The sequence below is a fragment of the Pedobacter sp. N36a genome (assembly GCF_014472395.1).
Lineage (GTDB): Bacteria > Bacteroidota > Bacteroidia > Sphingobacteriales > Sphingobacteriaceae > Pedobacter.
On the sequence record NZ_JACSZW010000019.1, the window covers coordinates 1 to 23,227 of the forward strand.

11 protein-coding genes and 1 rRNA gene are annotated in these 23,227 nt (G+C 40.9%); all 12 read right to left on the reverse strand.

From position 1 onward, the window contains the following. Positions 1–399: 399 nt before the first annotated feature. The 12 genes from H9X96_RS21745 to rrf all read right to left on the reverse strand — a co-directional run bounded on the left by H9X96_RS21745 (position 400) and on the right by rrf (position 23,218). Positions 400–1,803, reverse strand: coding sequence for an FGGY-family carbohydrate kinase (locus tag H9X96_RS21745; protein ID WP_187668309.1), 1,404 nt, complete (start codon positions 1,801–1,803; stop codon positions 400–402). Then, positions 1,803–3,077, reverse strand: a complete 1,275-nt coding sequence (locus H9X96_RS21750) for a TIM barrel protein (RefSeq protein ID WP_187668310.1) — start codon at positions 3,075–3,077, stop codon at positions 1,803–1,805. Before H9X96_RS21750 ends, H9X96_RS21745 begins: the two co-directional genes overlap by 1 nt. A gap of 35 nt (positions 3,078–3,112) precedes the next feature. Beyond that, positions 3,113–5,233 carry a bifunctional aldolase/short-chain dehydrogenase gene (locus H9X96_RS21755; protein WP_187668311.1) on the reverse strand — a complete coding sequence of 707 codons (2,121 nt, stop codon included), beginning with the start codon at positions 5,231–5,233 and terminating at the stop codon, positions 3,113–3,115. An 18-nt stretch (positions 5,234–5,251) separates the two neighbouring features. Next, entirely contained in the window at positions 5,252–6,343 is a 1,092-nt protein-coding gene (gene rhaT / locus H9X96_RS21760; RefSeq protein ID WP_187668312.1) for an L-rhamnose/proton symporter RhaT, read from the reverse strand. Between the two features lie 86 nt (positions 6,344–6,429). Beyond that, a complete protein-coding gene (locus tag H9X96_RS21765) occupies positions 6,430–7,461 on the reverse strand; it encodes a GntR family transcriptional regulator (protein WP_187668318.1) in 1,032 nt (343 codons plus the stop codon). A 9-nt stretch (positions 7,462–7,470) separates the two neighbouring features. Then, positions 7,471–9,240 (reverse strand): alpha-L-rhamnosidase C-terminal domain-containing protein, encoded by a 1,770-nt coding sequence (locus tag H9X96_RS21770; protein ID WP_187668313.1) that lies wholly within the window; start codon positions 9,238–9,240, stop codon positions 7,471–7,473. A gap of 12 nt (positions 9,241–9,252) precedes the next feature. Next, positions 9,253–12,519 (reverse strand): glycosyl hydrolase, encoded by a 3,267-nt coding sequence (locus H9X96_RS21775; RefSeq protein ID WP_187668314.1) that lies wholly within the window; start codon positions 12,517–12,519, stop codon positions 9,253–9,255. A 63-nt stretch (positions 12,520–12,582) separates the two neighbouring features. Continuing rightward, complete coding sequence (locus tag H9X96_RS21780) at positions 12,583–15,234, reverse strand: alpha-L-rhamnosidase (RefSeq protein WP_255431207.1); 2,652 nt, start codon at positions 15,232–15,234, stop codon at positions 12,583–12,585. Positions 15,235–15,405: 171 nt separating this feature from the next. Beyond that, the gene (locus tag H9X96_RS21785; protein ID WP_187668315.1) at positions 15,406–16,920 is read right to left on the reverse strand and encodes a RagB/SusD family nutrient uptake outer membrane protein; all 1,515 of its coding nucleotides are present in this window, start codon (positions 16,918–16,920) and stop codon (positions 15,406–15,408) included. 11 nt (positions 16,921–16,931) lie between these two features. After that, positions 16,932–20,060 (reverse strand): TonB-dependent receptor, encoded by a 3,129-nt coding sequence (locus tag H9X96_RS21790; RefSeq protein WP_187668316.1) that lies wholly within the window; start codon positions 20,058–20,060, stop codon positions 16,932–16,934. A gap of 153 nt (positions 20,061–20,213) precedes the next feature. Then, positions 20,214–22,898 (reverse strand): alpha-L-rhamnosidase, encoded by a 2,685-nt coding sequence (locus tag H9X96_RS21795; protein ID WP_187668317.1) that lies wholly within the window; start codon positions 22,896–22,898, stop codon positions 20,214–20,216. A 208-nt stretch (positions 22,899–23,106) separates the two neighbouring features. Further along, positions 23,107–23,218 (reverse strand): 5S ribosomal RNA (gene rrf / locus H9X96_RS21800). Positions 23,219–23,227 lie beyond the last annotated feature (9 nt).

Consider the following 23,227-nt stretch of genomic DNA (forward strand, 5'->3'; position numbering starts at 1 on the left):
CATCCTTCTACTGCAATCTTTCAAATTCTTCTCACGATATCCTTCACACTAACCCTTCCTCCGAAGCGGGATGCAAAAGTAAGAAAATTTAACGCCCCCACAAACAATATCATCCTTATAATTGTATCACATTCCTAACTACATGATTCACAGTATGAAAATCAAAAAAAGAAATCTAAAATAATCATCATACCTACTGTTTATACCCTTATAAATAGAATATCTCACCGAATTGACTTGATTTATCCCTGAATATAGACTTATAGACAGATTATAGTGTATATATATACTACCCGCAGTTCCTTCGCTCCTGTATGCTTTCACTATATTGAACCCTAATCTGCTTTGATCTAAAATCAAAAAGCAAATCAGGATCATAAACCATAATGAAATCTATTACTATACTACCTTATCATTACTGGCAGCATAATACTTCAATTCAATAATATCATTTGGCATAGGCTTACTATTCCAATGTTCATGTATGGCTAATGCCGTTCCTATGGCGGTTGCCTGTGCCATCGAGGCCGCAAAAACCTCCATTTTAGGAAACAGACGTGCCAATAGATTCATATATATTGCATTTTTACTAAATCCGCCATCCACAAAAATGCGTTTCACACCCTCCCCATTTATAACCAGACTAGAAGCTGTGTGTTGCTGCAGGACGATATCCAGCATAAATTGATGATATGCTTCTTCATCCGTTGTAAAAATAGAAAGATCTCTCGATCCAAATGGAGAAACCTTACTTCCTGTAACCGGCACTTTATCTTGTTTAAACATACCTTCTGATTTAAGCGCATCAAATAACCGGTCTGCAATTAATGCATTATAACGCATATTCCGGTACCTGCTTACCCCCTGTCCAAAATGAGCACCTATCCTTTTCACCTGCTGCTCATGCTCATAACCAGAAAACAAGCGAGATGCCTTTACCGGCTTGCCTTTGAACTGCAAATAACATAAACAATCCTGTTCCAATTCTTCCGCGCTAAGCGGATCGGCATTGAAAGGATTCATGGTAATGCACCAGGTTCCCGTAGAAATCAATATAAAAGGCTCATGGAAATTAATCAAATAAGGTATTAATGCTGCAGAGCTGTCATGGAGTCCTATCCCTACCTTATAAAGGTTCCCTGGAAATTCAGCAGGAAAAACTTCATCTGCATGATGTATCGGTGCCAGTTTCTTATCCAAACCCTCCTTTATCACCCAAGCATGATAACTTTTACGGGTAAAATCCCATAATTGCGTATGACAGCCAATACTGGTTAAGTCTGAGCATTCTATACCAGAAACCAGATAGCTCAAATATTGTGGAAGATGTAATGCATAATGAATCTGTCGGAATAATTCTGGCTTTTCCTTTTTAATTCGGTACAACTGCATCCCTGAATTTAAGCTTCCTAATATCGGGGAAGCAGTTTCGGAAGCGATCTTTTCCTTCCCACCGTACTGATTATAAAACTCATCTTTAAGCGCTTCTGGATAAGGCTTCAGATAATTATAGAGTGGTGCCAATGGTTTCCCGTATTTATCAATATAGACCAGACTTGCTCCATATGTAGAGAAATTAACGGCTTTAATGATAAACTCTTTGCGCCTCATGATCTCCCGTAAAGAGTCAAAAATAGAAAGACGCAGACTTTCCAGATTTTCACAAGGATCGCCAGCTTCATCACTAGTTTCTATAAACCTGGCCGAACGTTCAAAAACAATCTGATAGTTTTCATCAAACAGAAAAACTTTCTTGTTGGTTTTACCCACATCAAATATAACGACAACTGGAATGGCCTCCATTATAATCCTGTAGCTACAGTTTTTAATCCTCTTTCCTTAATTAGCTCCCCTCTCACCTGCAATTGCCGATACAAACCTAAAGGATTAGCTGCTCCTCCTGCCCTCATTCTAGCTTCACGAACGATCGATCGAACATCAGTTCGAAATGCATCCTGTAAAATTTCCTGACACAGCGCCACATCATTGTTTCCCTGCGCAGCCGTTAACGCTTCACGATCCACGAGCAAAGCCTGTGTATAGGATAACATAATGGCTTCTACAGATTGCAGCAAATCTTCTAAAGGATCTTTGACATTATGTGAAGCATCAATCATCCAGCCTAAACCTGTTGCGTGGTCTATTCCTTTGGCATCCATACCTTCAATCAACTCATTGAAAATCAAGAACAGCTGATAAGGTTTTATGCTACCGGTAGTGAGGTCATCATCACCATATTTGGAGTCATTAAAATGAAAACCGCCAAGCTTACCTTCCATCAATAACAGGGAGACAATCTGCTCAATATTGGCATTTGGTAAATGGTGCCCTAAATCTACCAGCGTGAAAGCTTTAGGTCCTAACTTATTTGCCAATAACAAGGACTGCCCCCAATCTCCAACTGTTGTGGAGTAAAAATTGGGTTCAAAAGCCTTGTACTCCACAAAAACTTTCCAATGCTCAGGTAAAGCGGCATAAATTTCGTGCAGACTTTCCAACGTATTTTCAAAAGCCTTTCTAAAATTCAGCTGACCTGGAAAACAAGAACCATCAGCAAGCCAAACGGATAATATATCTGATCCTAATGCCTGTCCATGTTCGATAACTTCTATATTATGGGCAATTGCCTGTTGCCTAACGGTTTTGTCTACATGCTGCAGGGAGCCAAATTTGTAACTATGATCCTGGCCAGCCTGGTCCTGAAAAGTATTGGAATTCATCGCATCGAACTTTAATCCATGATGATGCGCTAATTCTTTAATCGCTTGATAATCTTGAGGTACATCCCAAGGAATATGCAATGATATCGCCCCACTAGACTGATTCATACGATGGATCAAACCAACATCAGTTATTTTTTCTTCCAAACTTCTCGGCTCTCCACCTCCTGAAAAACGGCCAAAACGAGTACCTCCAGTCCCTAATGCCCAACTAGGGATAGCAATCTGGAATTTCATTAATTTACTGATTACCTCCTCAACCCGGTTATTTACCGAAGCTGTATATTCAAAATCATGCTGATGAGATTTTATATTTTGTTCATTATGTGCTGCTATTCTATCTTTTCCTATTTCCATTTTGTCTTCTTTATTTGAAACTGATTCAATATTTTTTAGCGTACAAATGCCATCGCTACTCCCCCATCAACATTCAATACATTTCCTGTGGATTTATTTAACAGTCCTCCCACATAAGCCATACAGGCATTGGCAATATCCTCAGGAAGGATAATTTGATTTAATAAAGTCCTTTTTGCATAGAATTCCGGCAGCTCTTCTACTTTAATTCCATAGGCCTTGGCTCTTCCAGCAGCCCAATCGCCTTCCCAGATTTTGCTATCTGAAATCACTGCATCTGGATTAACAACATTCACCCTAATCTGATCTGCCCCTAATTCTGCGGCATTTAAGCGGCTTAAATGAAGCTGGGCAGCTTTAGCAGAGCCATACCCTGCATTATTAGGTCCAGAAACCAATGCATTTTTACTGACAATGTTGATGACATCGCCTCCGACACCTTGTTTCCGCATCACATTCACCGCCTCCTGTGTAATTCGAAACTGGCCTTTAACCAGTACATCATACAATAAATCCCAGTCTTGAACGGTATGTGCCTCCAGCGGTTTTGAAATAGATAAACCCGCACAATTCACCACAATATCTATCCCTCCAAAGGATAATGCTGCTTTTTTAAATGCCTCATCAATATCTTCTTTATTTGTTACATCCAATAATACAGTAGCAAAAGCATCATTGCCAAATAGTTTGCGGAATTCTTTTCCTGCACTCTCCAGCCGCAGGGCATCATTGTCGTTCAATAATACAACTGCACCTTCTTCTAAAAACTTTTTGGCAATGGCCTTACCTATCCCTCCTGCACTTCCAGTAACCAATGCAATTTTTCCAGAAAGAGATTTAGGCTTAGGCATTCGCTGTAGTTTAGCCTCCTCCAGTAGCCAGTATTCAATATTAAAAGCTTCCTGTCGGGGGAGTGAAGTATACGTTGAAACTGCTTCTGCACCCTTCATTACATTGATCGCATTGGTATAAAATTCAGCGGCTACACGTGCGGTTTGCTTATCCTTTGCAAAAGAAAACAAGCCGATTCCAGGATATAGAATAACAACAGGATTGGCATCCCGAATAGCTGGACTATTTTCATGTTTACAAGCTTCATAATAGGCTTGATACATTTCACGGTATGCCTCAAAAGCCGGGGCGAGCTTTTCTTTAAGAAGTACGGGATCTGTTAAATCTTCGTCTGGCTTCAATTGCAATACCAGCGGACTGATTTTAGTGCGTAAAAAATGATCCGGACAACTCGTTCCTAATGGCGCAAGGCGATCCAAATCGTTAGAATTAATGAATTCAAGGACACGTGCATCATCACTAAAATGCCCGATCATGCTACGCTCAGTCGAACAAAATCCACGTAAAAACGGAGCTAGCAGCGCCGCTTGTCTGTCGCGCTGATCAACAGGAATATTCTTGATGCGCTGTCCGCCAAAAACTGGACCTTTCTGTCCATAGCTAGCTTCCAGGTAAGCCGCACATTTTTCTACCACTTCCAGCGTGTTTAGATAACAATCATAAGCGGTATCTCCCCAGGTGAATAAACCATGGGAACCCAGCATGATGCCACGAATTCCAGGATTTTCTGCTAAACACTGCTGCAATTGCAAGCCCAGATCAAAACCAGGTTTCTGCCAGTCTACCCAACCAACTGTCCCTTCAAATAGTTCTGCTGTAATACGCTTTCCATCCTTGGCTGCAGCAATTGCGATCGCCGCATCTGGGTGTAAATGATCAATGTGTTTAAAAGGTAAAAAACCATGTAATGGTGTATCTATTGAGGGTGCCTTAGAATCCAGGTCGTAAATACAATGGTTAAACAATTCAACCATCGCATCTTCTTGCTCTATTCCTGTATAGATGTTTTGAAGGCTATGGAGTTTGTCTACATATAAAGCGGCCAATCCATTTCGTTTAAGCGTTCCAATATCACCACCGGAGCCTTTAATCCACATGATTTCAACGGGCGTCCTAGTCAGAGGATCTATTGCTTCCGCCTTACAAGATGTATTTCCACCGCCATAATTAGTTAAACGTAGATCTGCACCTAACAGATTAGACCGATAAATTAACAACCCAACTTCATCACCTTCGAGCTTAGCGGCTTCGTCTTTATCCCATAAATAATTGACGTACTTGAAACGGTCTTTTTCGTCAGACATAAAATTTGATTTATATTTTTATTTAATTGAATTTCCATATCCTACAATTAGGATGGATAGAATTATAAACGCTATACCAGTTAGTACCGTAAACAGTGTTTTCTTGCTTACCGCAGACCACTCTTTCAATACCAGTCCCCAAACATTAGCTACTAGAATAATAAAGGCCATGTGTAAAATCCAGGAACTAGCACCATTCCCCAGCTTACTTTCGGCCATGCCATAAAAAAAGAACTGTAAAAACCAGGTGGTGCCTGCCAGGGCACAAAAGATATAATTGGACAATAGCGGTGTCTTAGTATTGCTATAATCTTTAAATGTCTTATTTCTGAAGTTCAGCACCATACACCAAAACAGATTGGTAGTCAAACCTCCCCAAAGAATGATAATATAGGTGACGTTGTTTTGATACAAAAACTCTCCATCACCAGGGTGCAGTGTTTTCCAAAGTTGATTGGCTTCATGAGCCATATCTTTACCGGAATCAATCCCAAAGGCAAAACATGAACTTAATATCCCGGAAATAACGGCAACAATCAGCCCCAGGCCAATCTTAAATTCGGTACTTTGATGGGCTTCTTTTTTTTCAGCCTCTTTTAGTTTGGCCAGGTCTTTCTCTTTGTCCATCCCCGCTTTACCACAAATAATAATTCCGACGATACAGATGAACAGACCCAGGATCACCATTTGGCCCCAGGAACTTAGAATCATATTCGAGAAGGTGTCCTTCCCTGCTTTAGGAAAAAAATCGTAGTAAACAGAAGGCAGCAACGCACCAAATACAGAACTCAGTCCTAGAATAATGGAACTTCCAAGAGAAACGCCAAGGTATCTAACCCCCAACCCATAAGTTAAGCCGCCTATCCCCCATAAAATACCGAAGAAATACGTAATCCATAAAATCGATCCTGAAGTGTGTGTTATAATTTGACCGAAGTCGGGTATGGTCAGCCATGCCGCTAATGGCGGAACAATAAGCCAGGAAAACAAGCCGCCAACAATCCAGTAACTCTCCCATGCCCAGCCTTTGACTTTGGTATAAGGGATGTAAAAACTACCAGAGGCGAAACCTCCAATAAAGTGGAAAAACACACCAAGAATGATTTGCATACGTTATTTTGTATTTGGTTAGAATAATAAGCGATATTAATTCTTTAGAATTACATAACTGTCATTTACTGTCCTGCTCAGGAAATTTATAAGGAAGACCTGAGGGTAAGCCGGAATGGTGCCTGGTGGGTTTGCTTTCTATTGCTCAAAATGATTTCGGCGGCCATGGTACCCATCATTTTAAAATCCGTGGATATGGTAGTAATGCCATTTAGCAAAAACTTTTTTAATGGCGTTTCATTGTAAGAAATAATCCCAACATCTACCCCTAATGTCAAATCGGAATTGCTGATTCTTTCCATCAACAACACCAAATCATCTTCCATCAGGTTGATGTATACTGTTCCAGGATCTATTTGCTCCTCCTTTAGATCATGAACAATGAAATGGCTGAATGCATACTGCTGACAAAACCTTCTAAAACCATTGATGATTTCACCAGGGAAATAACTCTTTTTAGGAAAGATCAGTTTAAGGGTATCATACTTAGTCAATGCTTCTTTTGCCTCCGTCAGCGCACCAAAAATATCTTTTTCAAAATCCTCATATACGGCTGAATAGGACCCGCTGATGCCAGAAACTTTCTTATCCAGCAAAATTAGTTTATCTGTAGGGATAGTATTGATGATCTGATGAGCGTCTTCTCCACCTTCTACAAAATGGGGTAAAATCACATAATGAGAGTACTCCGTTCTTTTGTTCAGGATCAGCTTTTTGAAAATCGAAAAATCATTATTATAGATATAAAAATCAATCAGTGCATCATCTCCCAGGGCCTCCACAAAAGAATCGTAAATAATTTTCTTGTGGACCGACAGCTTATTAAACAGCAGGAATATCTTGATTTTCTTTTTGAACTCCGTATTATGTATATAATACCCTTTACCTGGGACAGACACGATTACCCCTTTATTTTTCAAGTATTTATATCCTTTTTCTGCAGTATCCCTGGAAATCTCCAACACACAACTCAATTCATTAATAGAAGGAAGTATATGATTCTTAACCAATAAGCCCTCCTCCATGGCCTCTATAATGGAATCACTTAGCTGCAAATATTTAGGTGTGGCGGAGTATTCATCGATATGAATAAACTTAAAGTAATCGGCTGTTTTCATCATATATATTTATTGGATCACCCGAACCTCTGCAGGTCCGCTAATCTCAGTTTTTATTTTTCCGTTTTCTAATTTAGTATGCTTGATGTTAACTACACCATAAGGTGTTGGAAAAGTTCCTGCTACAAATTTCAGATCGCCCAAGTGTGGTTTAATCTGTAGTACCTTACAACCTGGTTCCAATACCTGCACTCCCAACACATGTTCCGTTAGCCAGGCCGTTGGTCCAGATGCCCAGCCATGTGCCAGACTGTGTCGGAAATTCTTATAACAATAGTCGCCATATGCAGCATGAACATCGATTTTTCCCTCAGGAACCAACTCATCTATACGCCCGGCATTTTTCATCCAGTCCAGATTAAAATCCTCCCAAAAGGTAGTTGCTCCTAAATCCAACATCCCTCCCCAATACTCCCTGATATTATCCAACCCTCCCTGGTAATCACCTGCCTTTGCTTTTGCCTGCAGCATATAGTAGCCATAAAAGGTAGAGAAGTTCTTTGTACCTCCAACCGCGATATAATCCTTGTTCGCTTTTTCCGCCGGCATTAATCCCGCAAGTGCCATCAGGGAGGCTGCCTGTTTACTATTGGCAGGATCTGGCACATGTTTTTTAAGTCTTCCTATTGCCTCGTCACATTTTTTTGCTGTTTCTTCCTCCCCTAAAATACGGCACAACTCTGCCCCATCCTTAAAGGTCATGACCATCATAGCCTGTAAACCCGCATGAATCGCAGGTTGATTTTCCGAAGATGGCCAATCCAGGAAACGCATCCCATCCAGCTGCTCTTCATTACCTTTAATTTTAGTCATTAAATGATGGAGCAGCGCTACGAGATAACTCCGTTGTGCTTCCAGATAATCCCTTTGTCCCTGATACCTATACCAATCTCTCTGGATGCGAATCCACCACATAGAATAGGAACTAATCCCATTCATCCAGGAAGGCAGTGGATTGACCTCCCTAATCAGATCGAGGCTTTTTGGAACCACCTCATTATAACCAAACACCGTATTGATGGTCATAATTTCCGGATGCATATCTCCAACCCAAACCAAACGATCGCGTTTTATGCCGTCCCATAAATACTGCTGCATATTTAAATGAACGGTGTATGCACCTGTTGCCCAAATTTCATTGAGCCGGGCGTCACTGCTATGGAATGAGCCTACATAAGGGATGTCTCTATAACTAAAAACAGCTCGTACTTCCTTTAGCAGGAGTTCCCGATTTGGTTCTACCAGATCAATGCGGACAAAACGAAAGCCGGTATTACCAAATTCCATTCCTCCTAACCAGGGTAATTCAACCATCATATCTCGAATCGCATGGTCATTTGTAGCCCCCGACAAAGAATCAATTGAAGACATCGCCTCAGATGCTGATTCACCAAAACGAATACGCACTTTCAAGGGTTTTTGATTTTGCATCAGGCCCGTGACCAGCTGTATCCCTCCATGGATTTCCTTCCCAAAGTCCAGCAGAATTCCAGGCTCGGACTGCCCATCACTTTTCAATGTAATGAGGTTCTTGTTGACCAATTCTGCCTGACCATTTCCTGGTTTCAACAAGTACTGCGCATCTTTAATATACTTACCGCTTTGATCTGACTGCCACAAAATGCGCTGTGGACTAAGATACATACGTACCCTCGCATCTTTCTGGGCTTGAGCGGCAATAGGATTCCCATCAAATATGGGTGGTAATTGTGCAAATAATTCAGGAACTGCAGCTATAAAAAAACAGAGGATAAATAATCCAGATTTAACACGTATCATGCTTTATATTTTTTAACGGGTTTGATTAAAACTATAACTAAATAACCTGACCGGACCAATTAAGCCTGCCGGTGATAATGGGCTTTCCGGACGAAACTGATTAATGCTGGTCCATGTTGTCCTTTCCGATGCTGGTAACTTACTATCCCCAATCAGTCTATTGTCCCAGGTATTTACCACATTGATTTCTATTTTATTCTCTCCATCTACCAATGCTGAGCTAATATCAAGCTCCCAAGGAGCGGTCCAAAGCCCACCTACATCCTTACCATTAATTTTAACCTTCGCCATTACATTTACTTTTCCAAGATTTAACATAATGCGTTCGCCCTTAGCTATTTTTTTCATCGTAAAGGTGTTGTTGTAGCTCACGGTACCACTATAATACTTAATGTTCTCTTCCGACCTAGAAGTCCAGTCTGTTAACTTATCAAAGAAAACGGAAGTTTTAGGTCCCCTTAGCTGATCTGCAAATTTCAACTCCCATCTTCCCTCAATCTCTTTCAGCAGATTTTGCGTTGGAAAATTCTTTTCAGTCGCAGACTCCCCTTTAAGAGTATCTGTAAAGACAATAAAAACACTTTGAAGCGGGGCCAACTTTAAAGGAATAGCGGTTGCCGTACTTGTTGCTGTAAATTCCGGCAGTGCTCGCGTAAGGCCGGTTATCGGATCCCAGAGTTCTGCTGCCCTACCGGTGATGCGGAAAGCCGGATGAATAAAAACTTCCTGCGCTGTTTGGTTACTCACAAAGTAAATATCCTGATTAGTCAATTTACGGTGGATATATAAAACGGGACTTGCAGTATTCGTTTTGAAATCCGGAACGATACTTAGGGTATTCAATGCCATTTGCATATCCATCCCTTGCAATACACGTCCCTTACCTAAGGAATGGATCCTTGGAGCTACGCCGGCTTTTTCAGCCCAAAGTATCTTTGCTAACCGATTTACTTCCTGATCAGCAAAGGGGTACCCCTGTAAACTTGGGGAGCGAATCGGAGCAGGGCCTAATATATTAGCCCCCTGTTCCACCAAATCTTTAATTTTAGCCAGTAATTCTGGCCTCATCGTTTCTAATTTTGGTAAAACGAGCAGACTATAGCTCATTCCATCTGGCAAAACTAATTTACCATCTTTCACTTTCACACGATCGCGAAGGACTTCTCCATTAATATAGTCGAATGCATATCCAGGAGGCAAAGCAGGATCTGTCACCCCTGTCATTTTTGGGGCATCTTCCCCAATGAAGTAGGCTACATCTGCCACATAATTTCCTTGCTGAAGCAAAAAATTGGTTCTTTTCAAATAAGAAGTAAACAGATCTAAGTAATTGAACCAGGTATTGTGCCTATTGAACTCATTTCCAAAATCAGCATTGATACCGGGTACTAAATTATCCGTGGGCTGCTGGATAAATACATGAAGTAATGTATTATTTATTCCTTCTGTAAAAAAGCGATCTCCCCGCTGCTTCATCAATGCCGGATAACGTGCGTAAGATTTGCCACCAGCGGTAAAGGATTCAGCGGAGACTTTCTTTTTTCCATAAATATGTGCTGCCGAGGAAGCTGCTCGATTTTCAATATCCCCTAACTCACCTTCACTCCAAAATTCTCCTCCAATTTCATCAGATTGGCCTCCGTATTGGAGGAATTCTCCTGGAAAACCCCAGTGTCCATAATTTTCAAGCCAGGTACGTAAACCGTGACGGTTACTAATAGCCCGTAGTCCTCCAACATAGTCATAAGCAACCCGATCGGCAATCAGCCTCCTCAAATCCCACAAAAAGCGATCTGACATTTCCTGACTTCCCACTACCCGCCCTTTCATCACTGGCAAATAAGGTAAAGGGTCATATCCGTAAGTAGTCTTGAACTGCTCCATCATGGCATCCGTCCAATTTTGTCCGCCAGTTTCATAGCTATCCTGTACCGCTACACGCCAGGTTTTTCTATGCTCAGCAGGAATTCTTCGTATAATTTCTCCAAGAAAACTATCAAAATGACTTGCAATATGGGTTTTACTCATTTTATCGACTTCCAAACCGGTGCCTTCAGCTGAAGCAGGCCCATTAGTAACCTTCGTAGGCACCATTCCTGTACGCATGACAATCCAGTCGCCTGCCGGAAAACCCCAGGTTAAAATCCCTTCTGCTGACAAGCCGGAAGAAACATCTATCACTCCATTAGGATCAATCACTAAGTTTTTCGAATTGGACTCCACCTGAGGTTTCCATTGATATTCTTTCCAGTAAGGCAAGGGTGATTGAAACATTTTGGCCAGCGTTTTCCCTATAAAATCTTCCACCAGCGGGGAGGCTGATAATTCGATTTCCGTTAAAGCAAAATCGGTAGAAGCCTGACTTAAGACCAACCTAAATTCTTTAGCGGAAACTTCCGGAAAAGATACAGATACAGGCCCATAAGGATCAAATCCAACATTTAAACTGGGGTTACTCCGATCTATTTCGAACGTTTTTAGTGTCCTGTAACTCCCCTCTTCCTTCACTTGCAATTCAGCATGGGCTTTCAAAGCAAGATGTGCTGGATAGATCATTAGACTTCTGGCAGGAAAATTATCTTTTACGACTATATCCATATGAATCAACTCCTGGGCAGGGATATTTACAGGATTTGAACGGTCTCCATCTACCAGAGTTTTTGAACCGGAAATCGGAATACTTGTTTTTATAACCGGTTTTAATGCTGATAGCGTTCTGCCATAATCCAGAGGAGCTTTAAATGCAATTACTTTTACATCTTGAAATTGCGGATCAGGTTTATCCAATTGTACCCTTATTTTTTTGCCACCCTTCAGCTGCTGTTCCGATAAAGCCAGGTAACGCATAGACTGTTCTGGCTTGATCCATGGTCCTCCAGACTGACTCCAGCCCGGGCTATTGAAAATACCTATTTCTATGTTTAGTCTGGTTGCGGTTAACAGAGCGGTGTCAAGAATTGCCCACCATTCTTCAGATAGGAGCTTCACCTTTCCGTAGGGGGTACTTTGATAACCAATATTTCCAATAAATGCCCGATTTATGCCTACTTTCTTCATTGCCTGAAGATCCTTGACCACACCTTCTTTAGAGATATTATCAGACATCCAGTACCAATAAACTGAAGTTTGAATAGAGTCGGGTACCTTTAAAAAGCTATTTTTCAGCTCAGCTAGCTCCCGATCCTGATGAGCTGGAGTTGTTTTCTTCTGACTACTGCAGGCAGCCACAAATGCAATGATAGAAATTGCAGCATATATAATTCTTCTCCTTTTGTTCATCAGAAATATTTGGTAAATAAAAACAGATGGATAAATATCAATCTGTTTTAGCGGTTATAATATCTACAATTTAATTGCGTATTCAAACGTATAAGTGCCTGAACCTGCATAAACCTCAAGATCGTTACCTTGATTTTTTATCCCAGTCAACTCTTTAATTTTACTCAAAGGCTGTTTGCTTTCCGTCACCTCTACATTTGCAGCTCCAGGTAAAAGAATAGCTGCTGTAGTATTTGCAGGAATAGTTACTTTCAGCTTAAATCTGCCATTCTCTATCGTCCAATCACTGCCTGCTATACCATACTGGGTATTCAATGATGCTGCTGCGTGTGCAATTTTCCCTCCTGGTTTTGGCCTAATCGTAATCTTCTTGTAACCCGGACCAGTTTCATCGGTATCCAAACCAGCCATAATGCGATACATCCAATCTCCAATTGCACCGTAAGCATAATGGTTGAATGAGTTCATACCAGTTGTTTGGAAACTTCCATCCGGTTTAATTCCATCCCAACGTTCCCAAATTGTGGTAGCGCCCATTTTTACCGGATACAACCAAGATGGATAAGTTTCCTGGAGCAATAATTCATAAGCGATATCATTGCGACCAAAACGCGTCAATACCTCACATAAATAAGGTGTTCCCAAAAAGCCTGTTGTTAAGTGATTTCCATAGTCTTTAATATTACGCACCAACTTATCTACCGCCTGTGCACGCATATCTTCCGGCAACATGTCAAAGTTTAATGCCAAAACATAAGCCGTTTGCGTCCCCGATACCAATCTTCCATTTTGCGACATGTACTCATTGACATAAGCTTTTTTTATCCTTTTCAACAAATCCCCGTACTTTCTTTCATCTTCCTTATTTCCCAAAACCCGGGCAGCATTAATGAGCAATTGTGTAGAATGGGCATAAAAAGATTGCGCAATTAAATATTTATCCGTTACCGCCGATCTCCCATCACTATCGTCTTGTATATGAAAGTAAAGCCAGTCTCCAAAATGAAAGCCAGTATTCCAAAGATCATTCTTACTGGTATTCTGCATAAAATCTACCCATGCTTTCATACTTGGATACTGATTTTTCAAAATTTCTTTATCCCCGTAAGCCAGGTACATATTCCATGGCACTATCGTCGCTACATCTCCCCAACCAGCTGAACCTGTCGCATTTTTTCCCAATACATTTGGAACCACAAATGGTACACTTCCGTTGGGCAGCTGATCACCGGCTACATCTTTCATCCATTTGGTGAAAAACCCAGCCACATCCATATTAAAAGCTGCAGTTCTGAAAAATACTTGCGCATCTCCTGTCCAGCCCAAACGTTCATCTCTTTGCGGACAATCCGTAGGTACGTCCAGAAAATTACCTTTCTGTCCCCATTGGATATTATGATGCAGCTGATTCAGCAGAGGATTTGAAGTATTAAATGTTCCTGTTGGTGCCATATCCGCATAAACAGCGATCCCTTTAAATGCGGCAGGATCTATTGCTCCGGTATAACCGATTACTTTTACATACCTAAACCCTACATAAGTAAAATGCGGCTCATAGGTTTCTTCCCCGTTTCCTTTGAATGTATATTGAATGTGCTGCTTTGCACTGCGCAGATTGGCGTCGTAAAAATTCCCTTCTTTGTCCAGCACTTCGCCATGCTCCATTTTTATAGTAGCACCTGCTTTGCCTGTCAATTTAAACTGCACCCAACCCACCAAATTCTGTCCAAAGTCAAGTACCGTTTCACCTTTTGGTGTTTTAATCACCCTAAGCACTTTGAATTCTTCATGTTTACGAGCCAATGGCGCAATACTGCTGACCAGAGCAGCTGTACTTGCCGGAACAATACTGACAGGCATCCAGCCTTGGTCATTATATCCGACCGCAGACCAGCCATTTTTTTCTAGTCTCGCATCATATACTTCTCCATCATAAAGATCAGAAAATTGAACAGGCCCTTTTGTAAATTTCCAGCTGCCATCACTTTGAATTGTTTTACGGCTACCATCCTGATAAATTACTTCTAACTGTACCAGACCAGCTAATCGTTTCCCATAAAAACTTCGTTGTCCATCAAAGCCAAGTCGGCCTCGATACCAGCCATCGCCGAGTGAAAAGCCAATTACGTTGTGTCCCGTTTTCAGCAGGTCTGTTACTTCATAATTCTGATACAATAGACGGTCATTATAGCTGGTCCATCCAGGTGCCATATGATCCTTACCTACCCTTTTACCGTTAATCATTGCTTCATATATTCCATGTGCAGTGATGTGCAAAGTTGCAGAGCGAATCTTTCCATCCAACGGAAAAGCTTTTCTAAAAATTGGACTTGGTCCAGCCAGGGTATCCGTCGGCGCTGCACCAATCCATTGTGCTGTCCAGTCAGACTTATTCAATAAGCCCATCTGCCAAAACTGAATTTCACTCCATGGAGATTCCTTTCCCTGGTTATCTTTAACTTTTACCTGCCAATAATATCTAGTACCAGATTCCAGTGGCGGGCCAGCATATGGCAGCAATACGGAGTGCTCATTTTTCTGCAGCCCACTATCCCATATCAATTCCTTTCCAGACTTTACACTAATAGAATCTCTGCCTACACGAATCTGATAACTATCTTGCATCACATTCCGCTGATTAGCGCTGATTTTCCAGCTTAATCTTGGCGCAGTAGCATCTATCCCCAGCGGGTTTTTCTGATATTCCGTCTTCAAATCCTCAACTTGGATTTTTTGAGCCCATGCATTTGTAATTAACAAACCACAAAATAGGATGACCATTCCACTAGTCTTCCAAATAGGAAGCCTGCTCCTCTGAATATTTTTCATCATTACATTTTTTTTTTAATGCTTGGAAATCATATTTAACTTTAATCATCGTTCCTATTATTGTGGATTTTGAACTAAACCATCAAGATTTACTTCTTTCTGAGGAATCGGAAGTAATAATTTATTAGCAGTCACCAGATAAGCACCAGCAGGAATCGTAATTTTTTCAGCCAGCTCTTCCTTTCCTTGTGCAATCATCACCTCTACCGCCTTTCCAGAACGTAACAAATCATACCAGCGTTGGTTTTCAAATGCCAATTCTACCCTTCTTTCCTGTAAAATAGCCTGGCGGAAAGCTTGTTGATTATCGACAGTTAGCGCAGGAACACTATTTCCTGCGGTCTTCGGATTCAGTTTAGCTCTGAAACGGATTTGGTTTAACAATGTAAATGCTTCTCCATTTGCCACAAACCCTTGTTCATTTAAACATTCTGCAATCATCAGTAAGACATCTGCATAACGAATCACTGGAAAATTATCATCGGTACGTCCACGTTCTACAAATCCATGGTTGTATTTTTTGACATAAGGAATGGCCTGAAATTTACCCGTTAAATCGGTGAAACCTGTTGCTAACGACAAATCCTTCCGGATATCTCCAACCTCATAAGCATTAATCATATTCTTCGTAGGTATATTCCAGCCATTACCGCCACCTAATGTTGAGCCAGCATCACCCGTTACAATACTTCCTGAATTCCATGGCGCAAACTGATACATAAAATTGCTTGCTAAGGAAGGCTGTGAACCCATGTATTGGATTTCAAACACAGATTCCTTGTTATTCTTATTGGCGGGACTAAATACATCCGCATAATTTGCCAATAAACTATAGCCCAAGCCTTGAACCTTTCTTAATTCAGTTAATGACTCCGTATAATTCCCCCTTGTCAGGTAAACTTTTGCCAATAAGGCCCGGGCAGCCCCTTCTGTAGCTCTCCCCAATTCTGCCGCGGCATAACTAGCTGGTAATTTCTCTGAAGCGGCTTTTAGGTCTGCAATGATCTGAGTATAGACTTCTTCTACAGTTGCCCTGCCTTTGGAACGTGCATCTGATGGTGCATCAGTAGGCAATAACCGAAGAGGTACCCCACCATACTGTCTCAGCAGGTTAAAATAATTAAAGGCCCTTAGGAATAAGGCTTCTCCAGCAAATTGATTTTTCAACTGTTCAGCCATAGTAATTCCCCCAATTCTGGCAATAATTTCATTACAACGCGCAATGCCTGTATAATTTTGCTGCCAAAAATTCTCGATTGGTTCTGCTGTTGCACCTACCAGAAACTGATCAATAAACTCTCTTTGTTCATAGCCTCTATCTGAAGGATTGTATTGATTGGAGGTATTGTCAGAACGCATTTCTCCGAAAAGCCAATAATTTACGTTTGCCATATCTTTGATCGAAGCATAAGCACCATTAACAGCTTGCTTAAAATCTGTTTCCGTCTGATAAAAATTATTTCCTGCCAATGACGCTTCAGGAGTTTGATCTAAAAAAGTCTTTTTGCAGCTCGTAGCAGCCAAAGTGAGCATACAAACACCGGCTATAATTGATTTTGAATAGTTTTTCATCTTGATCATGATTAAAAAGTCAGGTTAACACCTAGAATGAATGTTCTTGGCAATGGATAATTGGTGAAATCTTCACCTGGAACCAATGCATTACTCACTGCATTTCCCGAGATGGTATTTCGACTAACTTCTGGATTAGAGCCACTGTATTTTGTGAAAGTTGCCAGATTTTGTACACTAGTATATATTCTTGCCCCTTTAATTACTTTAGAAGCCGCAAGCATCTTTTCGCTGAATTTATAGCCTAATGTTAAATTCTGTATGCGCATGAAACTTGCATCCTCAACCCAGGATGAATTCACATCCCTATAAATTACCCTGGCACCATTGGTAGTTGGTGTCATTCCATCCCCAGGATTTTCTTCGGATCTCCATCGATTTAATACTTTACGATCTACATTGAAGATTCCGTCAATATTTAGTAGGTATTGATTTGCTGTTTTCAGAATTTGTCCCCCCTGAGCACCTACCAGAAGTACATTCAAATCAAATCCTTTGTAGGAAAAGTTGTTGGTTAAGCCCCAGATAAAATCTGGCTGAGGTGAGCCGATTACAGCAAAGTCTTTCACCGCTTCAATTACACCATTTCCATCTACATCTTTATATTTCACTGACCCCACAACAGAAGTCACGTGTTTAGGAGAATTATCCAGATCTGCCTGATTTTTATAAATGCCTTCTAAAATGTACCCATAGAACTCACCCACTGGCCTTCCAACCTGCGTAATGTGCTGATATGATCCTTCTCCACTCCTTCCGCTATATATAGGGTCATTTTTTTCATTCAATGACAATACCTTGTTCCGGTTAAATGCGACGTTTGCATTTGTTGTCCAGGTAAACTTACCTTCCAGATTGCTGGAGCTAATCGCAAATTCAAACCCATTATTTCCAATCTCTCCAGAATTAATAATTGCATTGCCATATCCTGATGACAGCGGAATTTCACTGTTATACAACATTCCTTTGGTAATGCGACGGTAGTAATCCACCGTAAAATTAACTCTGTCTTTTAGAATACCAAGATCAATCCCCAAATCCAGTTGAGAAGATTCTTCCCAGGTCAAGTTTGGGTTATTTAAGGAAGTAGGTATTCGACCACTAGCGATATTTCCACCAAAAGAATAGTTCGAAGAGCCAATATTCGTGATATAAGTATAGTTCCCAATGTTGAAATTACCTGACAAGCCATAGGTACCTCTCAATTTCAAATTACTCAACCAATCCACTTTCTTCATAAAGTCTTCCTCCGAAACGCGCCACCCTACTGCTGCAGAAGGAAAAGTTCCGTAACGGTTGTTTTTTCCGAATCGTGAAGATCCATCGGTACGAACTGTAGCTGTAAATAAGTACTTGTCTTTATAAGAATAATTTAAACGCGCGAGATAAGAAACAAGAGACCATGCTTGTACGTCTTGATTAAAAGAACTGATGATCGCAGCGGCATTGATGGTTTGTATTTTATCATCCGGATAGTTATCAGCGAACAGGCCAATTGATTCTACACGATCTTTCTGTGCACTAAAACCTAAAAGCGCATTGAACCTATGGTCTGTCCCTATCGATTTGTCGTACGTCAATAAAGCTTCCGACAACCAGTTGAAACCATTTGATTTATTAGTGGATGAATTTGGCACTACTGGTGGCGGTGCATTAATTCCTCCTATAAAAGATGGGTTAAATACAAAAGATGAACCTTGAGTATAATCTACATTGAAACTATATTTAGCCTTTAAGCCGGAAGCGATCTCCAGCTCCGCAAAGGCAGTTCCCAATCCCCTAAATGCTTTGGATTTAGTGCCTGCAAATTCCAAACTATTCAGTGGATTTGGTCCAGTATACATGTCAGGAGAACTCACATAAGGCGTACGTACTCCATTGGCATCTGTAACGGGAACTAATGGACTTAACCATAGGCTCCTACTCAGAACATCCACAAAATCACTTTCAAAACTATTCAGTTTCTGTACCGTATGTGTTGGTGCTAAACTTAGCCCTACTCTTAATCTTTTCCCAATTCTACTCTCTGTATTCATGCGAATAGCCAGACGCTCAAAACCGGTATACCTAAGTGTACCTTCCTGATTCAGGTAGCCCACTGAAAAAGCATATTTTGAATTCTCTGATCCACCGCTAATGCTGGCATCAAGACTTTGTTGCTGGGCATTATGTAAAATTTCATCATACCAATTCGTCCCTTCCCCATATTGTGCTGGGTTACGATACGCCGCAGGGATATCACTGTCTGTCGCCACTTTCTCCCTGGAAGCAAAATCATCAATAATCATGTCTTTCCTAAATTGCGCGAACTCTGTTCCATTTAACATCTGAGGACGGCCTTTCTCTGGAACAGTTTGAATTCCGGTATAAGCACTTACATTCACCACTGGAACACCTGCTTTACCTTGTTTAGTGGTGATTACAATCACCCCATTAGCACCTCTTGATCCATATATTGCAGTAGAAGAAGCATCTTTTAAAACGGTAATAGATTCAATATCATTTGGATTAATCACGTTCAATGGATTGGATACCTGCCCTGAAGTATTTGATATGGGATAACCATCTACTACAAAAAGTGGATTATCACCAGCACCAATAGAACCAGATCCCCTAATTTTAATAGAGGTACCTCCGCCAGGTGTTCCTGTTGTAGTACTAATCTGAACACCGGCAATCTGCCCCTTCAATTTCTGATCTACAGAACTTACTGGAATGTCTTTAATTTGTGCTGCTGACAAGGTCGCTACTGAACCTGTCACATCTTTTTTAGTCGTGGTACCATAACCTATAACTACAATTTCATCCAGCGCCTGATTATTTGAAATGAGCTGCACGTTCAGTGTTGATTTACCACTAACCGGAATTTGCAATTCGTCATAGCCGACGTAACTGAATGTTAATACTGGATTCCCGCTGACCTGTAAAACATAAGTGCCATCAGAGTTAGTGGTGGTTCCGGCAGCTGTACCTTTTACTTTAATCGTTACCCCTGGAATTGGACTGCCATCACTTTTGTCAGTTACCTTTCCGGTAACATTCATCTGCTGTGAAAAAGCAAGCGTAGCATTGCCGAAGACAAATGCGAACATGCAAACTACGACAGAAATGAATTTTAGTATTCTTTTATCCGTTGTCATATAAGTATATATTTGGTTTTACTAAAATAGAACAAGCCGTTAAAGCCCGCAACCTGCACCATCCTGTATAGCCAGCACTTATATTAAAAAACCTTTTAGCATAAAAAAAGCGCCTACATAAATAGCCGCTTTTCAATTTCACTTTAAGTTAACTTACAGAATTTCGAAAGTATACTTTCCCGCACTTGCCTGATATATTTCCGGGAGCTTTTCCCCATCTATCCAGGCAGACTGTCCGGTTTGGACTGGAAAATGAATTGTTGCAGAAGAATTTGGGGGTATGCTCACTTCATATACTATTTTTTTACCCTTTCGCTTCCAGGAAGATTGAATGGGCCCAAATGGTCCCTCATGCCTGGCTTCAAATTCATTTAAGTCAGCAACAAAATTCGGCATCAAACGGATATTTTTAAAACCTGGTGCCTTTTCATCAGTCATAATACCGCCAAGCCCTTTAAAGAACCATCCACCTATTTCTCCAAACATCATATGATTTAAAGAAATGTCTCTTTCCGCCTGAATATTCCAATTTTCATATAAGGTAGTTGCACCATTCACGATCCACCAACCCCAGGAGGGATAAGTATCCTGGACGGCCAATTTATAGGCAATATCAGCTTGCCCGTTTTCACTCAAGGCATTCAATATCGCTTTAGCACCAAGGACACCAACATCGAGATGCATATTGTCGGCCTTTACCCGATCCGCAAGATTTTGCGCAACGGTTAGCCTCAGTTCTTCGGGTACAATTCCCCATAATAATGCGACGCTGAGTTCCGTCTGCAATCCAGTGCCATAAATTCCATCAGTGCGATTCAGGTATTTATCATTGATTGCCTTTTTAATTTTCTCCGCTAATGCAGTATAAGATTCATAATCGTCAATTTTACCAAAAAGTTTAGCCGCTTTTGCCAATATTAACGCATCAGCATAGTAATACACCGAAGAGGTATACTCTAGTGGAGATTCAGATTTAACAGGTACCCAATCTCCCCGTCCCCATGTGGTTAATCCATTTGGGCTGATCTGGGTCACATAATCTACATAAGATTTTATATTAGGGTAGCAGCTGCGCAGCAAATGAGAATCACCGTAAAATAAATAAATATTCCAGGGAATGATTGCAATAGTACTCGTCCAATCTGTACCGTTCGACTTTCCATATCCCCAGCCACCTGTTGGAATAATATCAGGCAGTACCCCGTTAGGCTGCTGTTCATCCTGGTGATCGGCTAACCATTTTTCATAAACCGTGATGCCATCGAAATTATACAATCCAGTTTCAACTGCAAAATGACCATCTCCTGTCCAGCCGTTTTTCTCCCTTTGCGGACAATCAGTCGGATAACCAAATAAATTAGACAAATAGGAATTATTGGTTGCCGTCCACAATTTATTAACCATTGCACTTGAGGTTTGGATTTTCCCTGCAACCGGAACATCACTATGCATAAAATGTCCAATAATGCTTTCCTTATTCAGATTTATAGGTTTACTGCTAGTGACTTCTACATACTGGAATCCCTTGTAATTAAACTTTGCCATAAATCCTTCGATCCCCTGCCCGTTAAGAATAAAGATATCAGTCTGGAATGGATCATTCTTATCTTTTGGTCTATAATAGACATCAATGTTAGACAAATCCAATCGTCCGTTTGGCAATAACCTTTCTCCATGTTTAATGCTCAAACGAGTACCGGAATCCCCTTTCAGTTTGATTTCTGTAACTCCAGCTATATTCCTTCCCAAATCAAACACATAGGTAGTGTCATTAAATTTCTTTAAGGACTTTACAGGAATCACTTCTACGTTACGTATAGGATGCATCACTTGGCTGACGATCTGATTTGATGGCGCGGCGCGAAGTGTAATTCCCTTCCATTTGCGATCATCAAAACCTGGTTGATTCCAACCCTTTTGTTCCTTCCGTGCATCATAATGCTCCGCTGTATAAATGCTATTAAAAATAATGGGACTGTCGTCGGATTTCCAAGTGTCATCACTAACCACAACCTCAGTAGAGCCATCAATATAAGTTATCCTAAGGTCCAGACAAAAAGTGGGTCTTCCCCTCCAGGGCGCTTTATCAAAATCCCATACCGCTAAAGATTGATGGTTATACCAACCATTTCCTAATAATACACCTACTGCATTTTCACCCGATTTTATCTGGGCAGTCACATCATAACTCACATATAAATTTCTTCTGTCAAACCTGGTGTACATTGGATCAAGACGGTGATTACCGACTTTCGCTCCATTAAGATACAGTTCATAAAGTCCGGCTGCAGCCATGTATGCACGAGCTGATTTGATTTTTTTACTGGCACTAAATCCCTTGCGGAAATATGGAGCTGGTAATTTATTAATATCCTTATTATCACTAATCCAGGTTCCTTTCCAATTGCCCATTTTTTGCATTCCAGTTTCAAAGCTGCTTACTGGTATTAAAGTACCTGGCTTTCCATCTTTATCCCAGATCACTACCTGCCAGTAATATTTTGTAAACGGCTCCAATTCTTTCCCTGCGTAATTGATCAGCTGCACTGAGCTGCCAACCTTTCCAGAGTCCCAAACCGGACTACCTTCTTTCTTAACCAATGCTAATGAATCCGTACCTACTCTAACCTGATAGGCCGTTTGGACAGCAGCCCTCCTATTGTCTTTTAGTTTCCAGGCTAATCTTGGCTGGGCTGCATCTATGCCAATAGGGTTTACCAGATACTCACATTGAAGCTGTACCGCATGAATTGGTTGCTGACTAAAAGATGGAATGGAAAATAGGCTGAAGAACAACAGCAGACTACCGAAAAGAAGCTTGTTAATATTTGGGATCATGATCTACGAAATTGAGTATTTGCACAATAAAATTCAAGACTGCAAAATAAGAAGACTTCATGAAATCAGCAACCTGTGCTGTCCTGTATCCTCATACAATTTACGGTACTTGATGCTATTGCACAGGACTGGTTTGGAAACTTTTCAGTCATAAAAAAAGGCTGTATACAAGAAAAGCCTGTAGTTTTCACTACAGGCTTACTTTAAGATTTGGCACCGACCTACTCTCCCACGTGTTACCGCAGTACCATCGGCTCTGGCGGGCTTGACTTCTCTGTTCGGAATGGGAAGAGGTAGACACCGCCGATATAGGCACCTAAATATTTTTA